Source organism: Pseudomonas sp. GOM7 (assembly GCF_026723825.1).
GTDB lineage: Bacteria > Pseudomonadota > Gammaproteobacteria > Pseudomonadales > Pseudomonadaceae > Aquipseudomonas.
In genome coordinates, this window is the sequence record NZ_CP113519.1 from 2,578,999 (window position 1) to 2,596,883 (window position 17,885).

Annotated in this window: 9 protein-coding genes; 8 read left to right on the forward strand and 1 reads right to left on the reverse strand. The window is 65.3% G+C overall.

What is annotated here, in order from left to right:
• Positions 1-126: 126 nt before the first annotated feature.
• Positions 127-939, reverse strand: coding sequence for an exodeoxyribonuclease III (gene xthA / locus OU800_RS11745; RefSeq protein WP_268183993.1), 813 nt, complete (start codon positions 937-939; stop codon positions 127-129).
• 163 nt (positions 940-1,102) lie between these two features.
• Here xthA and OU800_RS11750 point away from each other — a divergent pair, with 163 nt between their 5' ends.
• The 8 genes from OU800_RS11750 to OU800_RS11785 all read left to right on the forward strand — a co-directional run bounded on the left by OU800_RS11750 (position 1,103) and on the right by OU800_RS11785 (position 17,861).
• Entirely contained in the window at positions 1,103-1,747 is a 645-nt protein-coding gene (locus OU800_RS11750) for a GNAT family N-acetyltransferase (protein ID WP_268183995.1), read from the forward strand.
• A 65-nt stretch (positions 1,748-1,812) separates the two neighbouring features.
• Positions 1,813-3,540, forward strand: coding sequence for an autotransporter assembly complex protein TamA (locus OU800_RS11755; RefSeq protein WP_268183998.1), 1,728 nt, complete (start codon positions 1,813-1,815; stop codon positions 3,538-3,540).
• A 47-nt stretch (positions 3,541-3,587) separates the two neighbouring features.
• The gene (locus tag OU800_RS11760) at positions 3,588-7,217 is read left to right on the forward strand and encodes a translocation/assembly module TamB domain-containing protein (protein ID WP_268184289.1); all 3,630 of its coding nucleotides are present in this window, start codon (positions 3,588-3,590) and stop codon (positions 7,215-7,217) included.
• Positions 7,218-8,232: 1,015 nt separating this feature from the next.
• Entirely contained in the window at positions 8,233-8,733 is a 501-nt protein-coding gene (gene tpx, locus OU800_RS11765) for a thiol peroxidase (protein ID WP_268184000.1), read from the forward strand.
• 174 nt (positions 8,734-8,907) lie between these two features.
• Positions 8,908-10,134 carry an MdtA/MuxA family multidrug efflux RND transporter periplasmic adaptor subunit gene (locus OU800_RS11770; protein ID WP_268184002.1) on the forward strand — a complete coding sequence of 409 codons (1,227 nt, stop codon included), beginning with the start codon at positions 8,908-8,910 and terminating at the stop codon, positions 10,132-10,134.
• Positions 10,131-13,223 carry an MdtB/MuxB family multidrug efflux RND transporter permease subunit gene (locus OU800_RS11775; protein ID WP_268184004.1) on the forward strand — a complete coding sequence of 1,031 codons (3,093 nt, stop codon included), beginning with the start codon at positions 10,131-10,133 and terminating at the stop codon, positions 13,221-13,223. The genes OU800_RS11770 and OU800_RS11775 overlap by 4 nt, the downstream gene beginning before the upstream one ends.
• A 94-nt stretch (positions 13,224-13,317) precedes the next feature.
• Complete coding sequence (locus tag OU800_RS11780; RefSeq protein ID WP_268184006.1) at positions 13,318-16,422, forward strand: multidrug efflux RND transporter permease subunit; 3,105 nt, start codon at positions 13,318-13,320, stop codon at positions 16,420-16,422.
• The gene (locus OU800_RS11785; protein ID WP_268184009.1) at positions 16,419-17,861 is read left to right on the forward strand and encodes an efflux transporter outer membrane subunit; all 1,443 of its coding nucleotides are present in this window, start codon (positions 16,419-16,421) and stop codon (positions 17,859-17,861) included. The genes OU800_RS11780 and OU800_RS11785 overlap by 4 nt, the downstream gene beginning before the upstream one ends.
• Positions 17,862-17,885: the final 24 nt, after the last annotated feature.

Here is a 17,885-nt window from a genome sequence, read left to right on the forward strand (position 1 = left end):
GTTTTTAACGCAGCAATGGCAACGCAGGTAGTTTTTCAACCGCCTGTTAGAGGTGCTCTGGGGTTGGCTGGAAATGCCGCGCACATTAAGACGAAGAGATTGCAGGGATATGACGAACCCGTCTATTCAGGCCAGTTCCAGCCAGATTGGTGCGTGGTCGGAGGGTTTGTCCATGCCACGCAGTTCGTAGTCGATGCCGGCGTCCTTGAGGCGTGCCTGCAGCGGCTTGCTGGCGAGGATCACGTCGATGCGCAGGCCGCGCTTGGGCTCGTCTTCAAAGCCCCGGCTGCGGTAGTCGAACCAGCTGAAACGGTCGTTCACCTCGGGGTTGAGCTGCCGAAAGCTATCCACCAGGCCCCAGTCTTTGAGGGTGGCCAGCCACTCGCGCTCTTCCGGCAGGAAGCTGCACTTGCCGGTTTTCAGCCAGCGCAGGCGGTTGGGCTCGCCAATGCCGATATCGCAGTCCTCGGGGCTGATGTTGATATCGCCCATCACCACCAGCGCCTGTTGCGGGTCGAAGCGCTCCACCAGCAATTGCTGCAGGTCGGCGTAGAAGCGTTGCTTGGCCGGGAACTTCACCGGGTGGTCACGGCTCTCGCCCTGGGGGAAATAGCCATTCATCACGGTGATGGGGTTGCCCTGGGCATCGGCGAAGGTGCCATAGATGAAACGGCGCTGGGCCTCCTCGCCATCACCGGGAAAGCCCTTGTGCAGGCTCAGCGGCTCGTTGCGCGAGAGCAGGGCGACGCCGTAGTGGCCTTTCTGCCCGTGATAGTGCACGTGATAACCGAGCTGACGAATCTCCGCCTCGGGGAACTGTTCGTCGGCCACCTTGGTTTCCTGCAGGCCGATCACATCGGGCTGGTGCTTTTCGATCAGTGCCTGCAACTGGTGAGGACGGGCACGCAGGCCATTGATATTGAAGGAAACGATTTTCACGGGCGGTGATCCCTGAAGGCAAAAGGCGATGCTAGCCGACATGGGCCGTGGCGGCCAGCGCCTGGCGGTTGTGCTGGGTCGCTGCTAGCTTGCCAATAAAGAGCCTGTCCACGAACTGCAGTGCGTGAATGGGTTCCAAGACCCCAACCAGTAGAGGTCAGCCATGCCCCATGACACGCCTGCCGAAATTCGCCTGCTCGATGCCGGCTACGCCCGTGAAGTGCGCTCCGTGCTCTATCACGCCTACCGCCACGAACCTACCTTCGCCTACCTGTTCGAGGCCGAGCGGGCCGGCTTCGACCAGCGGGTGCGGGCCACGGTACGCGAGCTGGTCAAGCAGCACTTCGCCGAAGAACTGCCGGCCATCGGTCTGCTGCTCGATGAGCGGCTGATTGGCGCAGCGCTGATCGCGCCACCGCAACGGCGTCTGGACATCACCGAAAGCTGGCGCTGGCGCCTGGGCATGCTGCTGAGCACCGGCTTGCGCTGTACCCGACGCTACCTCGAATACCATGAGGCGGTGATCGCCTGCCTGCCGCCGGGGCCTTACCACGTGCTGCCGCTGATCGGCATTCATCCGGAGTTTCAGGGCCAGCACTACGGCGAGCAACTGCTCGCAGCCCTGCATAACTGGTGTGCCGAGGATACTGGCTCGCAGGGCGTGGTGCTGGATACCGGCAACGCTCGCTATCTGGATTTCTATCGGCGCCAGGGTTACGAGGAAATTGGCGAGCTGGCCATCGGTCCGGTGGTCGAGCATGTGTTCTTCCATCCCAACCCGCAAAGTCTGGTAGCGGCTCCAGCCTGAACGTCCAGCAACAGAGGGGCGAGTCGCGCTGGCGTGCGTGTTGTGACGTGTTAGCATCCGCCGCCATGAGTGCATGGATACAGGTTCGGCGTACCTTGCTGCTGATGCTCTTCAGCGCCTGCGCCACGGCTGCCACAGAGCTGGATGTGCGGGTCACGCCAGCCAACTCGGCCTTGAAGGCCAACATCGAAGGTTATGTCGGCACGCTACAGGGGCGGGATATCCAGGCCCTGCGGCGCGTGCGGCGCATCGCCGAGAACGAGGCGCAGAAAGCGGCGCAGGCGCTCGGCTATTACCAGGCGCGCATCCGCAGTCGGGTCGAGCCCGGTGAAACGCCGCGGCTGATCCTCGAGGTGGAGCCGGGCGAACGCGTGCGCCTGCGCAACGTCGACATTCGTATCGAAGGCCCGGCCAGCGAGCTGAGCGCGTTTCGCGTGCCCAGCAACAGTCGCCTGCATCCAGGGGCGGTGCTCAACCATGGGCGCTACGAAGATGCCAAGCGACTGATCCAGAACCAGGCCGCGCGTTACGGCTTTTTCGATGGCAGGTTCACCCAGCAGACGCTGCGTATCGATCCGGCCGCCGGAGTCGCCGACATCGAATTGGTCTATGTCAGTGGGCCGCGTTATCGCCTGGGGGATATTGCCTTCACCGGCAAGTTTCCCTTCGATGAGGAACTGCTGCGGCGCATGGTGCCGTTCAAGGCCGATACACCCTACGATTCGGCGCTGATCGCCGAGCTCTATCAGGCGTTACAGTCCAGCGGTTATTTCGAGTCGGTGCGGGTCGATGCCATTCCGGCCCAGGCCGAGCAGTTGCGCATTCCGGTCAGCATCGCCCTGCAGACCCGCGAGCCGCGTACCCTGGGCCTGGGGTTGGGATTCTCCACCGATGTGGGGCCACGGCTGCGTGCCAACTGGACCCGTCACTGGCGCAACCCGCAGGGGCACAGCTATGGGGTGGACATGGAGCTGTCCGCGCCGAGGCAGAACGTCGGCCTGTGGTACGACATTCCCGGCGACCCGCCCTTGACCGACAAACTGCGTATTGCTGGCGGCTACCAGTACGAGGAGCTGGCCAGTAGCGACAGCCTCAGCCGCCTGCTCACCTTTGGCCCGGAATGGCACAGCCAGCGCGAGGGCGGCTGGCAGCGCGTGCTGTCGGTCAAGGCCCAGCGCGAGGAATATCGCCTGGGCAATGACTCGGGGCTGAGCACCTTGCTGATGCCCGGTGCCAGTTATTCGTTGCTGCGCAGCGACAATCGCCTCGATCCCAATGAGGGCTATCGCCTGCAGTTCGAGTTGCGCGGCGCGGTGGATGGCGTGTTGTCCGATGCCAACGTGCTGCATGGCAATGTCATGCTCAAGGGCTTGACCACGGTTTTCGACAACCACCGTTTCCTCGGCCGGGTGCAGTTCGGTGGCACCGAGACCGATGGCTTTTCCGCCGTGCCGCCGTCGCTACGCTTCTTCGCCGGTGGCGATCAGAGCGTGCGTGGCTACGACTACCAGAGCCTGTCGCCGGAGAATGATCGCGGCGACAGGATAGGCGGGCGTTACCTGTTCGCCGCCAGCGCCGAATACCAGTACAGCCTCACGGACAAGTGGCGCCTGGCCACCTTCGTCGACCAGGGCAACGCGTTCAACTCGCTGGAGTTTCCCACCCTCAAGACCGGTGTGGGGGTCGGCATTCGCTGGATCTCGCCGGTGGGGCCGTTGCGCCTGGATCTGGCCCATGCGCTGGATGACGATGGCGGCATACGTCTGCATTTTTCCATGGGGCCGGAGCTGTGAGGCGCACCTGGGCATGGCTGGCCGGCGGCCTGTTGGGTCTGTTGCTGATGCTCGCCCTGGGTATTGGCGTGCTGCTGGGCAGCAGCGCGGGCAGCCGCTGGTTGCTGACGCAGGTGCCGGGCTTGCAGGTGCAGGGCTTCGACGGTCGTCTGGGCCGCGCCTGGCAAGCCGATAGCCTGATCTGGCAACAGGGCGATACGCGCCTGATGCTGCAAGGCCTGGACATGGCCTGGTCGCCGGCCTGCCTGCTGCGCCTGACCCTGTGCCTGGATCGTCTGCACGTGCAACAAGCCGGCCTCGACCTGCCTCCCTCCGCGTCCAGCGACAGCGCCCCCCTGAGCCTGCCGGCGCTCGATCTGCCGTTGCGCCTGCAACTGGGTGACGTGCAACTGGGCGAGCTGCGTATTGACGGCCAGTCGCAGGTGCAGGCGTTGAGCCTGATCGCCAACTGGGACGAGGGGGGTGTGCATCTGCAACGCCTGGCCGTGCAGCGCGATGAACTGGCCCTGGAGCTTAGCGGTGAACTGCAACCTCAAGGCGCCTGGCCGACCAGCCTGAGCGGGCGTGCCCGCCTGCCGTCCGTCGATGGCAAGCCCTGGACGCTAGCCCTGCAGGTCGGCGGTGAATTGCAGCACAGCCTCGAGGTGCAGGCCGACAGCAGTGGTTACCTCGAAGGCCGCCTGGTTGGCCAGGTGCAGGCCCTGGCCGAACACCTGCCGGTCGAGTTGCATCTGACCAGTCCGGCCTTCAGCGCCAGTGCCGAACTGCCTGCCACCTTGCAGTTGCAGCAAGTCGATCTGCGTGCCCAGGGCGATCTTGCCAGTGGCTACCGGGTCGAAGGCTCGGCCAGCCTACCTGCCGAGCAGGGGGCCATGGCCGTGACGCTCGCTGGTCGAGTCGATGCTCGCGGCGCGGATATCCAGCTACTGCGCATTCAGGCCGAGGGCGAGCAACACCTGCAACTGCAGGGCAAGCTTGACTGGCAGGCGGCCTTCATCGCCGATGCGCAACTGGCCTGGGAGGATTTCCCCTGGCAGCGCCTTTACCCCCTGGATGAGCCGCTGCCAGTGAGCCTGCAACGCTTGCAGGCCGAAATGAGCTACAGCGGCGGCAACTACCTGGGCAATGTCGACGCGCAACTGCAGGGGCCGGCCGGCGCCTTCAGCCTGATCAGCCCGTTCAGCGGAGACCTCGAGCAGGTGACCTTGCCCCAGATACAGCTACAAGCCGGCCAAGGGCGTGCCGAAGGGGTGCTCAAGCTGGGCTTCGCCGAGGTCATCGACTGGCAGGCCAGGCTCCAGCTCAGCGACCTCGACCCCGGTTACTGGCTGGCGCAGATGCCGGGCAACCTGGCGGGCCCGCTCAATACCTCGGGGCGTTTTGCCGCAGGCACCTTGCAGGCGCAGGCCGATATCGACCTCGCTGGCCGCCTGCGCGGGCAGCCGGCGCAATTGCAGGTCAAGGGCGGCGGAGCCGGGCAACAATGGCAACTGGAGCGCCTGCAGGTGCGCCTGGGCGATAACCGCGTCAGCGGCCAGGGGGCGTTGGATCAGCGCCTGCGCGGCCAGCTCGAACTCGCTTTGCCACGTCTGGGGCAGCTATGGCCGGGGCTGCAGGGACAACTGCAGGGGCAGGTCAGCCTGGCCGGCACCTTGCAGGCGCCGCAGGGCCAAGCGCAACTGAGTGGCGAGCGCCTGGCGTTCGGCGAGCCGAGCCTGCGCCGCCTGCAACTGCAGGGCAAGCTGGATGCGCGGCAACAGGCCCAGGTCAGTCTGGATCTGCACGGCATCCGTATCGACGACACCTTTCTCGGTCGTTTGCAGGCCCGGGGCCAGGGTGATATCCGCCGCCAGGCGTTGACCCTGAATCTGCAAGGGCCGCTGCTGAATCTGCAACTGGCGGCCGACGGCAGCCTGAACGAGCAGGGCGACTGGCGCGGACGTATCGCCAGCGGCCAGGTACACAGCGGCGGCCAGGATTGGCAGTTGCAGCAGCCGGCGGCCCTGGAGCGCCTGGCCGACGGCCGCCTGAGCCTGGGGGGGCACTGCTGGCGCTCTGGCCCGGCCAGCCTGTGTGGCGCGCAGCAACGTCTGGCGCCGCAACCGAGCCTGGACTGGACGCTGGAGAACTTCCCCCTGGCCAGCCTGCAACCCTGGCTGCCGGATGATTTCGCCTGGCAGGGCCAGCTCGATGCACGGCTCAAGGTGGAGCTGCCGACAAGCGGGCCCGATGGCCACATCCGGGTCGATGCCGGTGCTGGCACCCTGCGCATTCGCCAGGTGGATCAGCAGCAGTGGTTGGATTTTCCCTATGACAGCCTGCGTCTGGACAGCACCTTGCGTCCGCAGCGGGTGGACAGCGAACTGAGCCTGCGCAGCGAACGCCTGGGCGAGCTCTTGGTGCGCACGCAGCTCGATCCGCGCCCGCAGCGCAAGCCGTTGACGGGCGAGTTCCGCCTGAGCGGCTTCGACCTGGAAGTGCTGCGCCCCTTCGTGCCCATGGCCGAGCGCCTGCAAGGGCGTCTGCTGGGCAGCGGCAGCATTGGCGGGCATCTGCTGGAGCCGCAGGTCAACGGCCAATTGCGTCTGGAGAACGGCGAGCTGGCCGGTAGCGAGCTGCCCATCAGCCTGGAGAACCTGCAACTGCAGGCACGCATCGCTGGCGAGCAGATGCAGCTCGATGGCACCTGGAGCAGCGGCGAGGCGGGGCGCGGCAGCCTGCGCGGCGAATTGAGCTGGTTCGAGGGGCTGCAGGCCGATCTGAGCCTGCAGGGCCAGCGCCTGCCGCTGACGGTCGAGCCCTACGCGAAGATGGAGGTGGAGCCGGATCTGCGTCTGCAACTGCGCCAGGAGCAGTTGGCCATGAGTGGCAAGGTGGCCATCCCGCGCGGCAAGATCAGCGTGCGCGAGCTGCCGCCGTCGACGGTCAAGGTATCCGGCGATGCGCAGATCGTCGGCCAGGCACCGGCGAGCGAGCAGCAGCCCCTGGGTATCGCCATGGACGTCATGGTCGAGGTGGGCCAGGACAAGCTGGCCTTCAGCGGTTTCGGCCTCAGCGCCGACCTGCGCGGGCGTGTGCATATCGGCGATGACCTGGACACCCGTGGCGAGCTGGATCTGGTCAACGGTCGCTACCGCGCCTATGGCCAGCGCCTGACCATCCGCCGCGCCCGATTGCTGTTCGCCGGGCCGATCGACCAGCCCTTCCTCGATGTCGAGGCCATCCGCAAGGTCGACGATGTGGTGGCCGGGCTGCGCCTGTCCGGCAATGCCGAGCAACCCACTACCACCATCTTCTCCGAGCCTGCGATGAGCCAGGAGCAGGCCTTGTCCTATCTGGTGCTGGGCCGGCCGATGGGGCAGAGCAGCGGTGACAACAACATGCTCGGTCAGGCGGCCCTGGCTTTGGGGTTGGCTGGCAGCAGCTCGTTGACCAGCAGCCTGGCCAGCAGCCTGGGCATTCAGGACTTCCAGCTCGACACCCAGGGCAGTGGCATCACCACCAGCGTGGTGGCCAGCGGCGCCATCACCGACCGGCTGAGCCTGCGTTATGGGGTTGGGGTATTCGAGCCGGCCAGTACCATCGCCTTGCGTTACGAACTGACCAAGCGGCTTTATCTGGAGGCTGCCAGCGGCCTGGCCAGTTCGTTGGATCTGTTCTATCGGCGGGATTTTTGAGGGGGGTATTGTTGATACCGGACTGGCAAGTTTGTGTGTGATCTTGTTGGCCTGTGATGGTTATTCTTGTGCCTGTTCCGGATTGCCGCGTTTCTGCTGATGTCTCTGATTTCGCCTTCCCAGGCGAGTCACTTTTGTAGGGCAAAAGTAACCAAAACCCTCCGCCCGGTCATCCGGCCCTGGCTTCGCCAGGGTTCGCTCACTCCATCGCCGTTCCAGAGGCCCGCCACGGTGGGCCATCCCTGGCCCATCGCGGCTCTCGCGACATCCATGTCGCTCGACCTCTTCCACGACGATTGCGTTCGCCCTCCTGGGCGGGCTCTGCACGCGCCTGAACGCGAGGTAACCCAGAAGTAGTGCGCAGTGCTTGTACATGTGTCAGCCCTAGGGCTGACCGGGATGCCGGCTGAAAGCCGGCAAGCTATCCAGGCGAATGAACCTACGCGAATGAAAGTATTGGTTTAACTCGACGACCCAGTCGTGACTTCATGGCCACTAGAACACGCCGAGCAACCTATGGAGTGCCCATTCGCTCAGGCGCGCGAAAGCCCCCTTCAGGAGGGTGAGTGGAATCGTTGTGTAGAGGGTTGAGCGGCATGGATGCCGCGAGAGCCGCGACTGGCCAGGGATGGCCCTTCGCGGCGGGCCCTCGGAGCAATGATGGAACGAACGAACCCCGGCGCAGCCGGGGCCGGATGGCGGGGGTGCGTTTCTTTTGCTTACTTTTCTTTGCGCATTTCAAAGAAAAGTGAGTCGCCCGAGGGGGCGAAACCCGGAGTATCTGAAGACACCCAAAGCGGCGTCCAGAACACTCAACGAACCAACACACAAACTTGCCAGTCCGGTATCAATCAAGCCATCAAGGAGCCTCCCTGAAACCATCCTCAAACCCCCGCACTGCCGATGGTGTATCGGCCCTGGTTATGCGCTAGTCTGACACCCCACTGACAAAGCCCGAGCGAAACGCTCGGGCGACCGGTTTCCCGCAAAACCCACTGAAAAAAGGAACGTTCCAATGGCGCAAGTCACTCTCAAAGGCAACCCGGTGCAGGTCGAGGGGCAACTGCCGCAGGTCGGTCAGCAAGCTCCGGCGTTCAGCCTGGTCGGCGGCGATCTGAGCGACGTCACCCTGGCCAGCCTGGCTGGCAAGCGCAAGGTGCTGAACATCTTCCCGAGCGTCGACACCCCGACCTGCGCAACCTCTGTGCGCAAGTTCAACGGTGAGGCCAGCCAACTGGCCAACACTCTGGTGCTGTGCATCTCCGCCGATCTGCCGTTCGCTCAGGCCCGTTTTTGCGGCGCCGAAGGTCTGGAAAACGTGATCAACCTGTCCACCCTGCGTGGTGCCGACTTCCTCAAGAACTACGGCGTGGCCATCGCCAGCGGCCCGCTGACCGGCCTGGCCGCGCGTGCCGTGGTGGTGCTGGACGAGCAGGACAAGGTGCTGCACAGCGAGCTGGTGAGCGAGATCGCCAACGAGCCGGACTACAGCGCTGCGCTGGCCGTGCTCAAGTAAGCGGCGTACGTGCACTGAAAACGGCCTGCCTTGCAGGCCGTTTTCATTTGCGCAAGCAGAACGTGCAAACAGTTGGTTACGTAAGCGCAGGGTAAAAAACGGGTAAATGGGCTTTGCTTGCCGTCGCCCAGTGCTTATCGTTCCGGCTCCTACAGAAGTGATCCCGCGCTCTCCATGTCCAATACCCCCCAGGCTTCCACGAAATCCTCTCGCCAATGGCTGATCGCTCTGGTGCTGCTCGCCGCGCTGCTCCTGCTGCTGTGGTGGTTCTGGCCGAGCAAGACGCCCGCGCCAACGATGGGGCTGGGGCGCTTCGGTGACAGGGGGCCGGTGCCGGTGCGTCTGGCCGAGGTGCAGCGGGGGGAATTCGCCATCGAACTCAAGGCCCTGGGCACGGTGACCGCCTACAACACGGTGAACGTGCGTTCGCGGGTCGACGGCGAGCTGGTCAAGGTATTGTTCGAGGAAGGGCAGAAGGTCGAGGCCGGTGAGTTGCTGGCGGTGATCGACCCCCGTCCCTATCGGGCGGCGCTGCAGCAGGCGCAAGGCACGCTGCAGGAGAACCAGGCGCAACTGCGCAATGCCGAGCTGGATCTGCAGCGCTACAAGGGCCTGTACGCCGAGGACAGCATCGCCAAGCAGACCCTGGATACCCAGCAGGCGCTGGTGGGCCAGTACCGTGGCACGCTGCAGAGCAACCAGGCGGATGTAGCCAAGGCCAAGCTCGATCTCGATTTCACCCAGATTCGCGCGCCGATTGCCGGGCGCCTGGGCCTGCGCCAACTGGACGTCGGCAATCTGGTCAGCAGTGGCGATACCACGCCGCTGGTGGTGATCACCCAGACCGATCCGATCGCCGTGGTCTTCACCATTGCCGAGCAGGATCTGCCGCAGGTGCTGCAGCGTCGCCGTGAGGGTGCCACCCTGAAGGTGGAGGCCTGGGATCGCGGCGAACGCCACAAGCTGGCCGAAGGCGTGCTGGAGAGCCTGGACAACCAGATCGACACCGCCACCGGCACGGTGAAGCTCAAGGCACGCTTCGACAACGCCGAGCAGATGCTCTTCCCCAACCAGTTCGTCAACGTGCGCCTGCGCGTGGATGACCGTCAGGGCGTCACCATCGTGCCCTCGGCGGCGGTGCAGTTCGGCAGTCAGGGTACCTTCGTCTACGTGGTTGATGGCGACAACAAGGTCAGCCTGCGTCCGCTGCAGATCCTCGCCAGCGCCGGCGAACGCAGCCTGGTGGGCAATGGCGTGCAGCCTGGCGAAAGGGTGGTGCTGGAAGGCACCGACAGCCTGCGTGACGGCTCCCAGGTGGAAGTGGTCGAAGCGGTACCGGCCGAAACCAGTGTGCCGCCGCGTGACGCGCCCGGAGCAGGGGCAGCACGGAAGGATCCATGAACATCTCCCACCCGTTCATCCTGCGGCCGGTCGCCACCACGCTGCTGATGGTGGCGATCTTCCTCGGCGGCCTGATTGCCTACCGCCTGCTGCCGGTATCGGCGTTGCCGGAGGTGGATTACCCCACCATCCGCGTGCTGACGCTCTACCCGGGCGCCAGCCCGGACGTGATGACCAGCGCCGTGACCGCACCGCTGGAACGCCAGTTCGGGCAGATGGCCGGGCTCAAGCAGATGTCGTCGAGCAGCTCCGGTGGCGCCTCGGTGATCACCTTGCGCTTCAATCTGGAGATTTCCCTGGCGGTGGCCGAGCAGGAGGTGCAGGCGGCGATCAATGCGGCGAGCAATCTGCTGCCGGAGGATCTGCCGGCCCCGCCGGTGTACAACAAGGTCAACCCGGCCGACACCCCGGTGCTGACCCTGGCGGTGACCTCCAAGTCCTTGCCGCTGCCGCAGGTCAACGACCTGGTGGATACCCGCCTGGCGCAGAAACTGGCGCAGACCAGCGGCGTCGGCCTGGTCACTCTGGCCGGTGGCCAGCGCCCGGCCGTGCGCATTCGCGTCAACCCCGAGGCGCTGGCGGCCTATGGCCTGAGCCTGGCCGACGTGCGCAGCCTGATCACCCGCAGCAACGTCAACCAGCCCAAGGGCAATTTCGACGGCCCGACTCGGGTTTCCCAGCTCGATGCCAACGACCAGCTCAAGTCGGTCGAGCAATACCGTGAACTGATCCTGACCTACAAGGACGGCGCGGCCCTGCGCCTGGAGGATGTCGCCGAGATCATCGACGGCGCCGAGAACGAGCGCCTGGCGGCTTGGGCCGACCGCAACCAGGCAGTGCTGGTCAACGTCCAGCGCCAGCCGGGGGCCAACGTCATCGACGTGGTCGAGCGCATCCAGACACTGCTGCCGCAACTGACCAGCACCTTGCCGGCCAGCGTCGAGGTCAGGGTACTTACCGACCGCACCCAGACCATCCGCGCGGCCGTGCGCGACGTGCAGCACGAATTGCTGCTGGCCATCGCCCTGGTGGTGATGGTGACCTTCCTGTTCCTGCGCAAGTTGTCGGCCACCCTGATCCCCTCGGTGGTGGTGCCGCTGTCGCTGATCGGCACCTTCGCCGTGATGTACCTGGCCGGCTTCACCATCAATAACCTGACGCTGATGGCGCTGACCATCGCCACCGGCTTCGTGGTGGACGATGCCATCGTCATGCTGGAGAACATCGCCCGCCACCTGGAGGAGGGCGAGACGCCGCTGAACGCCGCGCTCAAGGGCGCGAGGCAGATCGGCTTCACCCTGGTGTCGTTGACCCTGTCGCTGATCGCCGTGCTGATTCCGTTGCTGTTCATGGCCGACGTGGTGGGTCGTCTGTTCCGCGAGTTCGCCATCACCCTGGCGGTGGCCATCCTGATTTCCCTGGTGGTGTCGCTGACCCTGACGCCAATGATGTGTGCGCGCCTGCTCAAGGTCGAAGGCGCCGCAGAGCAGGGGCGTTTTCACCAGGTTGCAGGGCGCTTCATCGACGCCATGATCGAGCGTTATGGCGTCGGCCTGAACTGGGTGCTGCGTCACCAGGCGCTGACCCTGCTGGTGGCCGTGGCCACACTGGGCCTGACCGTGTTGCTCTATGTGCTGGTGCCCAAGGGCTTCTTTCCGGTGCAGGACACCGGGGTGATCCAGGGCATTTCCGAAGCGCCGCAGTCGATTTCCTTCACCGCCATGAGCGAACGTCAGCAGCGTCTCACCGAGGTGATCCTGAAGGATCCGGCGGTGGCCAGCCTGTCGTCCTCAATCGGTGTCGATGGCAACAACCTGACGCTCAACACCGGTCGCCTGCTGATCAACCTCAAGCCCCATGCCGAGCGCGACGTCACCGCCAGCGAGGTGATCGAGCGTCTGCGCCCCGAGTTGGCCAAGGTGCCGGGCATCGAGCTGTTCATGCAGCCGGTGCAGGATCTGACCATCGAGGATCGCATCAGTCGCACCCAGTTCCAGTTCAGCCTGGAATCGCCCGATGGACAGTTGCTGGAAAGCTGGACGCCGCGCCTGGTCGAGGCGCTGCGCCGGCAGCCGCAGCTCACCGATGTGGCCAGCGACCTGCAGAACCGTGGCTTGCAGGTGTATCTGCATATCGACCGCGACGCCGCCGCGCGCCTGGGCATCAGGGTCAGTGCCATCGACGACGCCTTGTACGATGCCTTCGGCCAGCGCCAGATCAGCACCATCTACACCCAGGCCAGCCAGTACCGGGTGGTGCTGGAAAGCCGCGACGGCGGGCGCATCGGCCCGGCGGCATTGGGTCAGATTCATGTCGCCACGGGCGACGGCGAGCAGGTGCCGCTGTCCTCGCTGGCACGTGTCGAGCAGCGCCCGGCCAGCCTGCTGGTGAACCATATCGGCCAGTTCCCGGCGGTGACCCTGTCGTTCAACCTGGCACCGGGGGTGTCGCTGGGCGAGGCGGTGGCGGTAATCGAGCGGGTCGAGCAGGACATCGGCCTGCCTGCCGCCATCGACAGCCAGTTCCAGGGCGCTGCCGAGGCCTTCCGCGCGTCGCTGTCGTCGACCTTGCTGCTGATCCTGGCGGCCATCGTCACCATGTACATCGTGCTCGGCGTGCTCTACGAGAGCTACATCCACCCGATCACCATTCTTTCCACGCTGCCTTCGGCGGGCGTCGGCGCCTTGCTGGCGCTACTGTTGACCGGCAACGATCTGGGCCTGATCGCCATCATCGGCATCATCCTGCTCATTGGCATCGTCAAGAAGAACGCCATCATGATGATCGACTTCGCTCTGGAGGCCGAGCGGCATCAGGGCATGACCCCGGAAGCGGCGATCTACCAGGCAGCACTGCTGCGCTTCCGGCCGATCCTGATGACCACCCTGGCCGCGCTGTTCGGCGCCATTCCGCTGATGCTGGCCTCTGGCTCTGGCGCCGAACTGCGCCAGCCGCTGGGCCTGGTGATGGTTGGCGGCCTGCTGGTCAGCCAGGTGCTGACACTGTTCACCACGCCGGTGATCTACCTGTACTTCGATCGCCTGTCGCGACGGGTTACGGGGCGTAGTGCGGCGGGGGTAGGGGTATGAGCGGCAAGCTGCAAGCGACAAGCCGCAAGTTGAAGGCAGTCCGCTGCCGGGCTTCTGCTGCTCGCTTGCAGCTTGAAGCTTGTGGCTTGCCGCTATGAACTTGTCCGCTCCCTTTATCCGTCGCCCAGTGGCAACCCTGCTGCTGAGCCTGGCGATCATGCTGCTGGGCGGGGTGAGCTTCGGCCTGCTGCCGGTGGCGCCGCTGCCGCAGATGGATTTTCCCACCATCACCGTGCAGGCCAGCCTGCCCGGCGCCAGCCCGCAGATCATGGCGGCCACCGTGGCCACGCCGTTGGAACGCTCGCTCGGCAGCATCTCCGGCATCAGCCAGATGAACAGCCGCAGCAGCCAGGGCAATACGCGGATCATGGTGCAGTTCGACCTGGACAAGGACATCAACACCGCTGCCCGTGAGGTGCAGGCAGCGATCAATGCCGCCCGCGAGCTGCTACCCAGCGGCATGCGCAGCATGCCCAGCTACCGCAAGATCAATCCGTCGCAGGCGCCGATCATGGTGCTATCGCTGACCAGCAAGACCCTGGACAAGGGCCAGCTATACGATGTGGCCTCCACCATCCTGGCGCAGAAGCTGGCCCAGGTCGGTGGCGTCGGCGAGGTGCAGGTCGGCGGCAGCTCGCTGCCGGCGGTGCGCGTGGCGCTGGAGCCGCGCCTGCTCGATCACTACGGCATCGCCCTGGACGAGGTGCGCCAGGCCATCGCCGCGAGCAACGTGTTGCGCCCCAAGGGGGCGGTAGAGGATGGCCAGCGGCGCTGGCAGGTGCAGGCCAGTGACCAGCTAGCCAGCGCCGCCGACTACCTGCCGATGATCATTCGCTACCAGGACGGCGCTGCGGTGCGCCTCGGTGACGTGGCCAGCGTCACCGACGGCGTGGAGGATCGCTACAACAGCGGTTTCTACAATGACAAGGAGTCGGTGCTGCTGGTGATCAACCGCCAGAGCGGGGCGAACATCCTGCAGACCATCGACGACATTCGCGCCGCGCTGCCAGCCCTACGCGAAGTGATTCCGGCCAGCGTCGAGCTGCAGGTGGCGATGGATCGCTCGCCGGTGATCCGCGCCACCTTGCATGAGGCGGAGCAGACCCTACTGATCGCCGTGGCCCTGGTGATCCTGGTGGTGCTGGCGTTTCTCGGGAGCTGGCGGGCAGCGTTGATTCCGGCGCTGGCGGTGCCGGTATCGCTGATCGGCAGCTTCGCCGCCATGTACCTGCTGGGCTTTTCCCTCAACAATCTGTCGCTGATGGCGCTGATCATCGCCACCGGCCTGGTGGTGGACGATGCCATCGTGGTGCTGGAGAACATCGCCCGGCACATCCACAACGGCGAGAAACCGCTGCAGGCCGCCTTCAAGGGCACGCGCGAGGTGGGTTTCACCCTGCTGTCGATGAACCTGTCGCTGGTGGCGGTGTTCATTTCCATCCTGTTCATGGGCGGCATCGTCGAGCGCCTGTTCCGCGAGTTCTCGCTGACCCTGGCAGTGGCCATCGTGATTTCCCTGCTGGTGTCGCTGACCCTGACGCCGATGCTCTGCGCGCGCTGGCTCAAGGCCGAGGAGCAGCAGCCAGGCGGGCGCCTGCAGCAGTGGGGTGAACGCTTGCAGACCCGGGTGCTGGGTTTCTACGGGCGCAGCCTGGATTGGGCCCTGCGCCACTCGCTGCTGATGCTGCTGAGCCTGCTGGCGACCATCGCGCTGAACCTCTACCTGTTCGTCAGCGTGCCCAAGACCTTCATGCCACAGCAGGACACCGGCCAGTTGATCGGCTTCATTCGCGGTGACGACGGCCTGTCGTTCCAGGTCATGCAGCCGAAGATGGAGGCCTTTCGCAAGGCGCTGCTGGCCGACCCTGCGGTACACAGCGTGGCCGGCTTCATCGGCGGTGCCAGCGGCATCAACAATGCCTTCATGATCGTGCGCCTCAAGCCCATCGAAGAACGCAAACTGTCGGCACAGGCGGTGATCAACCGTCTGCGCCACGAAGTGCCCAAGGTGCCCGGCGGGCGCATGTTCCTAATGCCCGATCAGGATCTGCAGTTCGGTGGCCGCGAGGGGCGCAGCTCGGACACCGAGTACCTGCTGCTCTCCGATGACCTCGACGCCCTGCGCCAGTGGCTGCCGAAGGTACGCGAGGCCCTGCGCGCCTTGCCCGAAATCACCGATATCGACGCCAAGGAGAACGAAGGCGCACAGCAGATCCGCCTGGTGGTCGATCGCGAGACGGCCAGCCGTCTGGGCGTGGACATGAGCATGATCACCGCGGTGCTCAACAATGCCTTCAGTCAGCGTCAGGTATCGACCATCTACGAGGCGCTGAACCAGTACAGCGTGGTCATGGAGATCGACCCGCAGTACGCCCAGTACCCGGAATCCCTGGGGCAGATCCAGGTGATCAGCGCCGACGGCGCGCGCGTGCCGCTGTCCACCTTCGCCCGCTGGGAGCTGAGTCTGGAAGAGGATCGGGTGCAGCACCAGGGCCAGTTTGCCGCCGAGAACATCGGCTTCTCCCTGGCTGAGGGAGTAAGCCTGGAGCAGGCCACCGAGGCCATCGAACGAGCCGTGGCCAGGCTGAACCTGCCCACCGAAGTACAGGGCATGATGGGCGGCACCGGCGCGGCCTTCCAGCAGATGCAGGGCAACCAGCCGCTGATGATCCTGCTGGCGCTGGTGGTGGTGTATATCGTCCTTGGCGTGCTCTACGAGAGCTACGTGCACCCGCTGACCATTCTCTCCACGCTGCCTTCGGCCGGTGTCGGCGCTTTGCTGGCGTTGCAACTGGTGGGCATGGAGTTCAGCCTGATCTCGCTACTGGGTCTGTTCCTGCTCATCGGTATCGTCAAGAAGAACGCCATCATGATGGTCGACCTGGCCCTGCAACTGGAGCGCGGCCAACGGCTCAGCCCGCAGGAGTCGATCCGACAGGCCTGCCTGCTGCGTTTCCGCCCGATTCTGATGACCACCCTGGCCGCCATCCTCGGTGCTCTGCCGTTGGTGCTGGGCAATGCCGCCGGGGCGGAAATGCGCCAGCCGCTGGGTGTGACCATCGTCGGCGGGTTGCTGCTCAGCCAACTGCTGACGCTCTATACCACTCCGGTGGTGTACCTCTATTTCGACCGCTTGCGGCATCGCGTCAATCGTTGGCGTGGCGTGCGCAGCGACGCTTCGCTGGAAAATCCGCTATGAACCGAGCTCCCTTCTCACGAACCTTCGTCTCCTTGCTGTTGGCTGGCATGCTCGGTGGCTGTGCCCTGGGGCCGGACTATCAGCGCCCCGAGCTGGCCGTGCCGGCGCAGTTCAAACAGGTTGAAGGCTGGAAGACGGCCAGCCCCGCCGACGCCCTGGAACGGGGCGCCTGGTGGCAGCTATACGGGGATGCCGAACTCGATGCCCTGGTCGAGCGTCTGCAGGTGTCCAATCAGAACCTGGCGGCCGCCGAGGCGCAGTACCGCCAGGCGCGGGCCCTGGTGCGCAGTGCCCGCGCCAGCTTCGTGCCGACGCTATCCGGTAGTGCCGGGGTAACGCGCAGCGGGCAGGGCGAGGGCAGCGATTCGCGCTTCGCAGGCTCGTCGGTCGTCAGTGGTTCGAGCGTGTCCAAGAGCTATGACCTGAGTCTGAGCGCGGCGTGGGAGCTGGATCTGTGGGGCAAGCTGCGGCGCAATCTGGAGGCCAGCCAGGCGGACTACGCCGCCAGCGCGGCGGACCTGGCCGCCGTGCGCCTGAGCCTGCAGAGCGAGCTGGTGCAGAACTACCTGCAACTGCGCGTGCTCGACGAGCAGAAGCGCCTGCTCGATGCCACGGTGGCGGCCTATGCGCGCTCGCTGCGCCTGACCGAGAACCAGTACCGCGCCGGCATCGTACCCAGGTCTGACGTGTCCCAGGCCACCACGCAGCTCAAGAGCACCCAGGCCCAGGCCATCGACCTGAACTGGCAGCGCGCCCAGCTCGAACACGCCATTGCCGTGCTGGTGGGAGTCAGCCCGGCCGAACTGAGCATCGCACCACGGGCGAGCGTGCCGACCCTGCCGGCGGTGCCGGTGGCACTGCCTTCGCAATTGCTCGAGCGGCGCCCGGACGTCGCCGCCGCCGAGCGCCGGGTGATGGCCGCCAACGCCCGCATCGGCGTGGCCGAAGCCGCCTGGTTCCCCGACCTGAGCATCAGCGCCAGCGGTGGCTATCGAGGCAGCAGCTTCGCCGACTGGATCGAGGTGCCCAACCGTTTCTGGTCGCTGGGCCCACAACTGGCCCTCACCCTGTTCGATGGCGGCGCACGCAGCGCCGAGCTGCAGCGCACCCAGGCGGTGTATGACCAGACCGTGGCGCAATATCGCCAGGCGGTGCTGGACAGCTTCCGCGAAGTGGAGGATTACCTGGTGCAGTTGCGCGTGCTGGAGCAGGAAAGCAGCGTGCAGCGGGAGGCGCTGGATGCCGCACGCGAGTCGTTGCGCCTGATCGAGAACCAGTACCGCGCCGGTACCGTCGACTACAACGCCGTGGTCAACGTGCAGGCCACGGCGCTGAACAACGAGCGCTCCAACCTGACGCTGCTGGGCAATCGCCTGCTGGCCAGCGTGCAACTGATCGCGGCATTGGGGGGCGGTTGGCAGGGCGAGGCGTCCGAGTAGCGCGCACGCGTGGCGATTTCCCGC

Excerpts from the sequence above, each read along its gene's own strand:
- OU800_RS11760 (WP_268184289.1), top strand. The coding sequence starts at position 3,588 with ATGCTCGCCCTGGGTATTGGCGTGCTGCTGGGCAGCAGCGCGGGCAGC.
- OU800_RS11780 (WP_268184006.1), top strand. The coding sequence starts at position 13,318 with ATGAACTTGTCCGCTCCCTTTATCCGTCGCCCAGTGGCAACCCTGCTG.
- OU800_RS11750 (WP_268183995.1), top strand. The coding sequence starts at position 1,103 with ATGCCCCATGACACGCCTGCCGAAATTCGCCTGCTCGATGCCGGCTAC.
- OU800_RS11770 (WP_268184002.1), top strand. The coding sequence starts at position 8,908 with ATGTCCAATACCCCCCAGGCTTCCACGAAATCCTCTCGCCAATGGCTG.
- tpx (WP_268184000.1), top strand. The coding sequence starts at position 8,233 with ATGGCGCAAGTCACTCTCAAAGGCAACCCGGTGCAGGTCGAGGGGCAA.
- OU800_RS11785 (WP_268184009.1), top strand. The coding sequence starts at position 16,419 with ATGAACCGAGCTCCCTTCTCACGAACCTTCGTCTCCTTGCTGTTGGCT.
- OU800_RS11755 (WP_268183998.1), top strand. The coding sequence starts at position 1,813 with ATGAGTGCATGGATACAGGTTCGGCGTACCTTGCTGCTGATGCTCTTC.
- OU800_RS11775 (WP_268184004.1), top strand. The coding sequence starts at position 10,131 with ATGAACATCTCCCACCCGTTCATCCTGCGGCCGGTCGCCACCACGCTG.